The sequence below is a fragment of the Halopseudomonas sp. L-58 genome, assembly GCF_056859475.1.
Window position 1 is genome coordinate 14,830 of record NZ_JBSXON010000049.1, and the last position, 9,472, is coordinate 24,301.

7 protein-coding genes are annotated in these 9,472 nt (G+C 60.9%); all 7 read left to right on the forward strand.

Annotated elements, in window-relative coordinates; genetic code table 11:
- Nucleotides 1-3 precede the first annotated feature (3 nt).
- The 7 genes from gspK to AC13EY_RS05925 all read left to right on the forward strand — a co-directional run bounded on the left by gspK (nucleotide 4) and on the right by AC13EY_RS05925 (nucleotide 9,310).
- Nucleotides 4-984: a type II secretion system minor pseudopilin GspK gene (gene gspK / locus AC13EY_RS05895; protein ID WP_228246939.1), complete on the forward strand. Its 981-nt coding sequence runs from the start codon at nucleotides 4-6 to the stop codon at nucleotides 982-984.
- Nucleotides 981-2,174, forward strand: coding sequence for a type II secretion system protein GspL (gene gspL / locus AC13EY_RS05900; RefSeq protein ID WP_482875936.1), 1,194 nt, complete (start codon nucleotides 981-983; stop codon nucleotides 2,172-2,174). Before gspK ends, gspL begins: the two co-directional genes overlap by 4 nt.
- Nucleotides 2,167-2,748: a type II secretion system protein GspM gene (gspM, locus tag AC13EY_RS05905; protein WP_228246941.1), complete on the forward strand. Its 582-nt coding sequence runs from the start codon at nucleotides 2,167-2,169 to the stop codon at nucleotides 2,746-2,748. Before gspL ends, gspM begins: the two co-directional genes overlap by 8 nt.
- Complete coding sequence (gspD, locus tag AC13EY_RS05910) at nucleotides 2,745-5,081, forward strand: type II secretion system secretin GspD (RefSeq protein WP_482875938.1); 2,337 nt, start codon at nucleotides 2,745-2,747, stop codon at nucleotides 5,079-5,081. Before gspM ends, gspD begins: the two co-directional genes overlap by 4 nt.
- Nucleotides 5,078-6,493: a type II secretion system ATPase GspE gene (gspE, locus tag AC13EY_RS05915; RefSeq protein WP_482875939.1), complete on the forward strand. Its 1,416-nt coding sequence runs from the start codon at nucleotides 5,078-5,080 to the stop codon at nucleotides 6,491-6,493. Before gspD ends, gspE begins: the two co-directional genes overlap by 4 nt.
- Nucleotides 6,493-7,701 (forward strand): type II secretion system inner membrane protein GspF, encoded by a 1,209-nt coding sequence (gene gspF, locus AC13EY_RS05920; RefSeq protein ID WP_482875941.1) that lies wholly within the window; start codon nucleotides 6,493-6,495, stop codon nucleotides 7,699-7,701. Before gspE ends, gspF begins: the two co-directional genes overlap by 1 nt.
- A gap of 493 nt (nucleotides 7,702-8,194) precedes the next feature.
- On the forward strand, nucleotides 8,195-9,310 hold the full coding sequence (locus AC13EY_RS05925; RefSeq protein WP_482875943.1) for a substrate-binding domain-containing protein: 1,116 nt from the start codon (nucleotides 8,195-8,197) through the stop codon (nucleotides 9,308-9,310).
- The last annotated feature ends 162 nt before the right edge of the window (nucleotides 9,311-9,472 follow it).

Below are 9,472 nucleotides of genomic sequence, written 5' to 3' on the forward strand. Positions count from 1 at the left end.
ACCATGAACACGCCGATAAGCCGATCATGTCAGTCCGGTATGGCCGTCATCAGCGCCTTACTGATCGTCACCGTAGTCGCCGTGATTGCCGCGCAGATTATCGCCAGCCAGACACAGTTCACACGAACGGTGCAGGCTGACCAGAACCGAGTACAGGGTACCTGGTTGTTGCGCGGCGCCCTGGAACAGGCGGAGCAGTTACTGTGGCACAGCCGACTGCAAGATCCACTGACACGGCTTGATCAGCAGTGGGCGCATGGCATCCTGGTTGCTGGAGCCAGTGAAAGCCAACCCGCCATCGAACTCAGAATCGAAGACGAACAGGGCAAATTCAACCTGCGTAACCTGGTGCGTGACGGTCAGGTGGATATGACCGAGTACGCCAGTTTCGAGCGGCTGTGTCTGTCGCTCGGGCTGAACCTCTCCATCGCCCAGCGCATCAGCCAGCGGGTCATCGAAAGCTACCCCCGGCGAACGGAACCGGTTGCCGAGGAGCCCACAACAGCCAACACCTTCGACAGTGGCAGACTCACCTCGCCCAATACCAAGCGCGAACCGGAACCGGCCAAGCGGCCCATGTTGCGAGTGATCGATGATCTGTACGACATCAAAGGCGTTGATCGCCACATCATTGAACTACTGCGCACCCACGTCACCATCTTACCGGTCAACACCTGGATCAACGGCAATACCGCCCGGCCCGAAGCCATCGCAGCCCACATACCAGACCTGTCATTACGCCAGGCGCAAAGCCTGCTCGCCGAGCGTGACCAGGGCCGCTGGTTCATCAACCGGGGTGACTTCGTCAACCGCTTGCAGCGGCCGGATCTTGACGTCTCCAGTGTAAAGGTCGGCATCACCAGCAACTGGTTCCGAGTGCATGGCCAGACCCGCATAGGTGAACGACTGATCACCATGCAAGCGCTGTTGCTGCGCAACGAACAGCAGAAGCCCGAAGTGATCTGGACGAGGGTAGGGGCATGAGTCGATTGCTGCGTATTGCCCTGGCCCCCCTTGCCGAGCTGCAACCTGACAGCCAACTGCACTACGCCTGGCTGAATCAGGACGGCAGCGTCGCGCAGACGGCGCAGGCGACCTTGCAAGAACTGGCTGAACAGGTGAACAGCACCCCGGTTGAAGTCACCCTGCATCCCAGCGACAGCTTGCTGGCCGAGCTGCCCTTTCCCCCCTTGCCAGTCGCCCGTTTGGCGGCGGCAGTGCAGTGTGCGGCGGAACCACTAATGCTGGGTAGCAGTGCAGAACAACACATCGTCCACAGTCAGCGCTCGAACGCCGGATTGACATCTATCGGATGGCTGGCGCAGCAAGCGCTGGATGACCTGTTTCAATTACTGGCGCGGCACAACATTAAAATCAAAGCCCTTTACGCTGCGCCTTTTTTTCTTCCGGCCAATGAACACAGTTGGTCTGCATGTCTGGTCGACGGCTATCTGGTCGTACGTAAGGATCGTGACGCCGGTTGGGTGCATCCATTACCCGAAGTTGGGCAGATGCAACTGCAGGCCGCTACCGTCGAGGGTGTTGAGCTGAATTGGGTAGGAGACGTACCTGATCAGACCGGCCTGGTCATTGACCAGTTGCTTCCCGATGCCGAGCGCTGGACTGGCCCCGGGCCGTCCTGGGGTTGGAAAGCCAAGCGCTCACCGAGCGGGGACACCCGCCCCCAATGGACCAAACCACTGGTTTGCTGCGCCCTTGCAGTATTGGTCTGGGTAACCGGCCTCAATCTGTATGCGAACCAACTGGCGGAGGAGGGCAGGCAACTGCAGACTGCAATGAGCGAACGGGTCAAGCAGGCCTTCCCGGAGATCCCGATCATTCTCAACCCGGTACAGCAAGCCAGACAGCAGAGCGCGGCGCGGCTGGCGGGGACAGCCGACAGCACAGCCGACATGGGCTTCAGCCAACTGGTCCAGCAGGCAGCCAGCGCCATGCCGTTCATGGTTGGCGGAGTCGATGAGCTGACCTTCACCGACACCTCCCTGCAACTGACGCTGCTGGCAGATGCAGGCCAGCCCCCCGCCGATCCGGATTGGCAAACAGCACTGGCCGAGGCAGGTCTGCAAGCCGAGGCCACCGCGAGTGGTTGGCACCTGCAACCCCACGGCGATCCCTCCGTGACCAGCAAGCCACAGGCAGGCAGCGATGATTGACCGCCTCAAGCAATCCGGCTTTCTGCACGTGCAAACCGCCCAGCTGCGCAGCAAGCGCCAACAGTACTTGAGCCACTGGCGAGGGCTGGCCGACCGTGAACGGCTGGCAGTGACAGTCGCCGCGCTGGCTTTGTTGGCAACGGTCTTGTGGTTCGGCTTCATCAAACCGCCGCTGCAACGCATAGGGCATTGGCAGGCCGAGTTGCCGCGCCTGCATAACGAATCGCTGGCCCTGGACGAAATACTGCAGGGCATATCACCAGCCCACTCATCAACCGGTATAACAGAGGCTGCCTCAACACAGCAGATCAGCCAGAGCCTGGATGCCCAGTCTCTGACAGGCCACTACCAGTTGCACCAGCAACAGGGGCAAGCAGTCTTTGAGCTTGAACTCAGCGCTGCCCCGGCAGGACCGCTCATGGCCTGGCTGCAGTACACGGCGCCCAGACTGTCATTGCACATCAGCGAAGCGCGCTTACAGCGCACACCCACGTCAGACCCCGCCGCATCCGGCGTCACCCTATCCGGCGGAGTCCGTCTGGAGCCAACGTCCAATTCAGGGGATTCCCGATGAGGTGTATGGATACTCAGCCCGGCCTCGCTCACTTACCCAACGCCGGCGCACTCATGCTGGTGCTGTTGCTCGTCGGTTGCAGCACCACCGGGCCAGAGGCACCTGAGATCAGCGAGATAGGGCGCCCGATGGCGACCATTATCCCCAGCAGCAACCTCGAACGCCCACGCCAGGATACCCAGCGCCCCCGGCAACGCCCGGCACTGCGTTCACCGGCATCGGCAGCAAGCCCTGACACAGCCAGCATCGCATCAGACCTGGGCGATCAGCCGGTACAACTCAACTTTGTAGATGCCGACCTGCAAGCCGTAGTGCGCGCCCTGTCCCGTGCCACCGGACGCCAGTTTCTGATCGACCCGCGGGTCACGGGGCAATTGACACTGGTGTCTGAAGGCGAAGTGCCGGCATACCAGGCCTTCAACATGCTGCTCGGCGCGCTGCGCATGCAAGGCTTCAGCATCGTCGATGTGAATGGCGTCAGCCATGTGGTACCGGAAGCCGACGCCAAACTGCTCGGCGGATCGGTCTACAGCCCCGATCAACCCGCCGCAGACGGCATGGTCACCCGTACCTTCCGCCTGCGCTACGAAAATGCCGTCAACCTGATCCCGGTGTTGCGCCCACTGGTAGCCACCAACAACCCAATCAACGCCTACCCTGGCAACAACACCATCGTCGTCACCGACTACGCCGACAACCTCGAACGTATCGCCCAGGTCATCGCCGGCATAGACAACCCCAGCGCCATCGACACCGATGTCGTCCCGGTTCACAACGGCATTGCCGTGGACATCGCCGCCATCGTCTCTGAACTGCTGGATGCCCAGGGCAACGACCCAACACAGAAAATCACCGTATTGGGTGAACCGCGCTCCAACAGCGTCATCATTCGCGCTGGCAGCCCCGAACGCACCCAGATTGCCCGCGAGCTGATCCACAAACTTGACCGCGCCCAGGACAGCGCCGGCAACCTGCATGTGGTCCACCTGCGCAACGCCCAGGCCATCACCCTGGCACAGGCATTGCGCGGGCTGCTCACCGGCGAAACCGACAACGCCTACTTGGAAGGGGACGGCGCTCGAGCACTGCTCAGCGGCAGTGGCAGTGGCATGCAGGGCACAGGCAGCACAGCCAGCACCAGCAGCAGTACCTCCAACAGCCAGACCGGCAGCGCCGGGGCAGGAGCAGGAGCCGCCACCGCCAGCCCGCTGCGCGGCGGCCTGCTCGACGACCAGGGCGCAGCCTTTTCCGCAGGTGGCGTCACCGTGCAGGCCGACGCCACTACCAACACCCTGCTTATCTCCGCACCTGATCCGCTCTACCGCAGCCTGCGTGAAGTCATCGATCAACTGGACCAGCGCCGTGCCCAGGTCGTGATTGAAAGCCTGATAGTTGAAGTCAGCGAAGACGATGCCAGCGAATTCGGCATCCAGTGGCAGGCTGGCAACCTCGGCGGTGACGGTTGGGTCGGCGGCGCCAACCTCGGCGGCAGCGCCCTTGGTCGTGGCGCCACCAGTGTCGATGTACTACCAGCGGGGCTCAGCGTCGGCCTGGTGGATGGCACCGTCAGCATTCCCGGCATAGGCGAGATTCTTGACCTCAAGGTGCTCGCCCGCGCCCTGAAGAGTAAAGGTGGCACCAACGTCCTGTCCACGCCCAACCTGCTGACCCTGGATAACGAGTTGGCCAGCATCTTCGTTGGCCAGACTATCCCCTTCGTCAGCGGCCAATATGTCACCGATGGCGGCGGTAATAGCAACAACCCATTCCAGACCATCCAGCGTGAAGAGGTCGGTCTCAAACTCAACGTCCGACCACAGATATCCGAAGGCGGCACCGTCAAGCTGGATATCTACCAGGAAGTCAGCAGCGTCGATGAGCGCGCCTCCAGCGCCGCCGGCACCGTCACCAGCAAACGCGCCATCGACACCAGCATACTGCTCGACGACGGCCAGATCATGGTGCTCGGCGGCCTGTTACAAGACGGCTTCACCCAAGGCACCGAATCCGTTCCCGGGCTGTCGAGCATCCCCGGCATCGGCGCACTGTTTCGCCACGAGCGCCGCCAGCGCAACAAGACCAACCTCATGGTATTCCTGCGCCCTTACATCATTCGCGACCGCGGCGTCGGGCGAGACATCACTCTCAACCGCTACGACTTTATGCGCCGCGCACAAGACAGCCTGCACCCCGAGTCCAGCTGGGCGCTGCCGGACATGAGCGCCCCGCGGCTGCCACCCGCGGCCCAGGCCATCCCTGACGTTCCCGCGGCCGACAGCGTGCGTGCGCCCATCCGCGCTGTTCCGGTGCAACCGGACGAGCCGCAGCCATGACGCCGCTGCCATACAACTGGGCCAAGAGCCAGCGGCTGCTCCTGCGAACAGAAGAACAGGGGAGCGCGCTGGTAGTCAGCCCTACAACGCCGGGCTGGGCCATCCTCGAAGCCATGCGCCGCACTGGTCAGCTAGCACTGGAACAGGTCACAGACGAAGAACTCGACTTGCTGCTGGCCACCAGTTACTCCGACACCGGCAGCGCCGCCGCCGTGGTAGGCGAAGTGCAGAACGAAGTCGATCTCGACCGTCTCATGCAGGACATTCCCGAAGTCACCGACCTGCTCGACGCTCAGGACGGCGCGCCGGTCATCCGCATGATCAACGCCCTGCTGACCCAGGCCGCCCGGGATAACGCCAGTGATATCCACATCGAACCCTTTGAAACGCACTCCGTCGTGCGTTACCGCGTCGATGGTGCCCTGCGTGATGTTGTCTCACCCCGTAAGGCCCTGCACGCCGCGCTGGTCTCGCGGATCAAGATCATGGCCCAGCTCGACATCGCCGAAAAACGCCTGCCCCAGGATGGGCGCATCGCCCTGCGGGTCGCCGGGCGGCCCATCGACATCCGCGTCTCCACCATCCCCACCGGGCATGGCGAACGCATCGTCATGCGCCTGCTCGACAAACAGGCTGGGCGCCTGCAACTGGAAACCCTCGGCATGGATACCGAGATACTCCGCCAACTGGATCAATTGATCCGCCAGCCCCACGGCATCGTCCTGGTCACCGGGCCGACCGGCAGCGGCAAGACCACCACCTTGTACGCCGCCCTGGCCCGGCTGGATGCCAGCACCAGCAACATCCTCACCGTCGAAGACCCGGTCGAGTACGACTTGCCTGGCATCGGCCAGGTTCAGGTCAATGCCAGGATCAACATGAGCTTTGCGACCGCCCTGCGCGCCATCCTCCGGCAAGACCCGGACATCATCATGATTGGTGAAATCCGCGACCTGGAAACCGCCCAGATCGCCGTGCAAGCCTCGCTCACCGGCCATCTGGTACTCGCCACCTTACATACCAACGACTCGGTTTCCGCCATCACCCGGCTGGTGGACATGGGTGTCGAACCCTTCCTGCTGGCATCCTCCATGCTCGGCGTACTCGCCCAGCGCCTCGTGCGTCGACTGTGCAAGGACTGTCGCCAATGGGATGACAGCATTGGTAGCTGGCGCCCGCAGGGCTGCGCCGCCTGTAACCACACCGGCTACAGTGGCCGTACCGGTATCCATGAACTGTTCTGCATCGATGACGATACCCGCCGCCTGATCCACCAGGGTGAAGCCGAACAGGCCATCCGCCTGGCCGCCCGCACCGCCGGCATGCGCAACATGCGTGAGGACGGAGACCGCTGGGTAACCAGCGGCACCAGTTCGGTGGAAGAAATCCTGCGCGTCACCCGGGACGCCTGATGAACAGCTTCCGTTACCAGGCCGCCGACAGCACCGGCAAGATCGTCACCGGCCAGCTCGAAGCCGACAGCAGCCAAGCGGCCATGGCCCAACTGCGTGGTAATGGTCTCACCCCACTGGAAATCAAGGCCCAGGCCAGCACCAACAGCACATCCGGCGGCCTGTTCGCCGCCAAGCTGTCCAGCAGCGATCTGGCATGGGCCACCCGCCAACTGGCCAGCATGCTCGGCGCCAGCCTGCCATTGGAAGAGGCGCTCAGCGCCACCGTCGACCAAGCCGAACGCCCGCATATTGCTCGCACCCTCAGCGCCGTGCGTACCGACGTGCGCAGCGGTATGCGCCTGGCCGACGCACTGGCCCAGCGCCCGAAAGACTTCCCCGAAATCTACCGCGCACTTATCGCCGCCGGCGAAGAGTCCGGCGACCTCGCGCAGATCATGGACCGGCTGGCGGATTACATAGAAGAACGCAATACCCTGCAGGGCAAGATACTCACCGCCTTCATCTACCCTGGGGTGGTTGGTCTGGTCTCGGTCGCCATCGTCATCTTCCTGCTCAGCTATGTCGTGCCCCAGGTGGTCAACGCCTTCTCCCAGGCCCGCCAGGATCTGCCCGGCCTGACCCTGGTGATGATCGCCGCCAGCGAATTTGTGCGCGCCTGGGGCGGGCTGTGTTTTATCGGCATCGTCGGCCTGTTCACTGGCTGGCGCCTGTATCTGCGCGACCCCGCCGCACGCCTGACCTGGCATAGCCGCATCCTGCGCATGCCGCTGGTGGGGCGTTTTGTGCTGGGCGTCAACACCGCCCGTTTTGCTTCCACGCTGGCAATTCTCGGCAGCGCCGGCGTGCCCCTGTTGCGCGGGCTGGATGCCGCCCGCCAAACCCTGGCCAACGACCGGCTCGACCTCAGCGTCGCCAACGCCACTGCCCAGGTGCGCGAAGGCATCTCTCTGGCAACGGCACTCAAGGCCGAAAAGCAATTTCCCCCGGTGCTCATTCACCTGATCGCCAGCGGCGAAAAGACCGGCTCACTGCCCCCACTGCTGGAACGCGCCGCACAGACCCTCTCCCGCGATATCGAGCGCCGTGCCCTGAGCATGACAGCCCTGCTCGAGCCCCTGATGATCGTCGTCATGGGCGGCGTAGTGCTGCTGATTGTCATGGCCGTACTGCTGCCCATCATCGAAATCAACCAGCTGGTGCAATGAGTTCCCTGCGAAACACGACCGTTCGTCGGGCTTTTCATCCCGCGCCCTCCACAAAACAGCTCTATTGCGCCGATGTACCAGTGCTTTTCTCAGGAAGCTCCCGCGCATTTGTAATCAATGGTTCGCCATTTTGTAAGCAAAGCCGGTTGGTGAACGCAGCAGGACACCAACAGAACGGCGCGGAACCCGGCAAACCATCACTCCGCAGTCGCCATCAATCGTGGCCTGGCAACCAGAGAGGTGCAGACTGCCATCATGCTCTCAATAGCAAATATCAACTGCCGTATATTGCAGCGATTGTTCAGGAAAATGACAAAAGCACCATGGAATATGCTGCGAATGACGGAAAATGTTACGTAGGATTTTTAGCCTGATTGTCATCCCCGCTTGCGAGTCTGAATACGTGGCCTCACCCAACTCAGCGCCCCGATGCGTCAAGTCGAGAGTCACAAATACACGCAGTTCAAATTCGGTTGATAACGAGGGATGTAGAATGTTCAAGCGCAATCTGATAGCTGTATCACTGGCCTTCGCCGCTCTGGCCTCGGCTCAAGTTTCTGCTGATGTTGTTGGTGGCGGTGCTACTCTGCCGCAGGGCGTTTACCAGACTTCGGGCGTATTCCCGGCTGGCTTCGCTCCTTATGTGGGTACTGGCAGCGGTACTGGCAAGTCTGCTTTCTTCTCCAACAACGGCGCGCCATTTGGTCAGCCTGTAGGCAGCACTGTCCATTACGCTGGTAGTGACTCGGTAGTGAGTGACAGCGAGCTGGATGGTTACAATGCCGCTCTGTACGGTCCGCTGGTTCAGACCCCTTCGGCTGCCACTTCAGTGACTGTACCGTTCAACGTGCCTGGCTTGTCGTCGCTGGATCTGACCAGCCAGCAGTTGGCAGCTGTTTTTGCTGGAGAGTACACCAACTGGAATCAGATTCCTGGTCTTAATGGTCCCAATCTGCCGATTCGTGTGGTCTATCGTGCGGATGGCAGTGGCACTACCGAAATCTTCCTGCGTCACCTGAAGGCAGCGGCCCCCACTGTTATTACTAAGGCTCTCGATAACGACTTTGTCGACGTCATTACACCGATCAGTGGTCTTCATATTCCCGCTAGCGGTAGCGGTGGGGTAGTTGCTGAAGTTTATGGCGCTGGCAATGAAGGCTCTATCGGCTATGTCAGCCCTGACTATACCGAGTTTGGTGATGCAGCCAAGGTTGCCAGAATCAATGGTAAGTTGCCTACTGAAGCCGAAGTTCAAGCTGCGCTGGCCACTACTCCTCCTCCGAGTGGATCAGCTACAGAGGATCCGCGTAACTGGGCACCGACCTTCGCCAATCCTTCCGCTGGTTATCCCATTGTTGGTCTGACCAACCTGATCTTCAGTCAGTGCTATCAGGACTCGAATGATCTCAGCAGTATCCAAACCTTCTTGGCCAAGCATTACAACGCTGTGCCTGCAAACAGCAATGATGCGGTTATTTCAGCCCATAAGCTGATCCCACTGCCTCCTGTTTGGAAAGCCGCTGTTCGTAACAACTTTGTTTCCAATGTGAGCGGTAATGGCTTGGATATTGGCAACACCAGCGTTTGTAACGCTGGCGTTGGTCGGTAATACCCTTAGGGTATATAGAAAAACCGGCAACAGCTCAGGCTGTTGTCGGTTTTTTCATTTCTGACTTTTGATCTGCTTTATGAAGATTTCGTGACAAAAGTTCGGTCTAGGCCTCCTGTAATCGACTTATAAATATAAAGCAGGGCAGGCGGGGAATTCCCG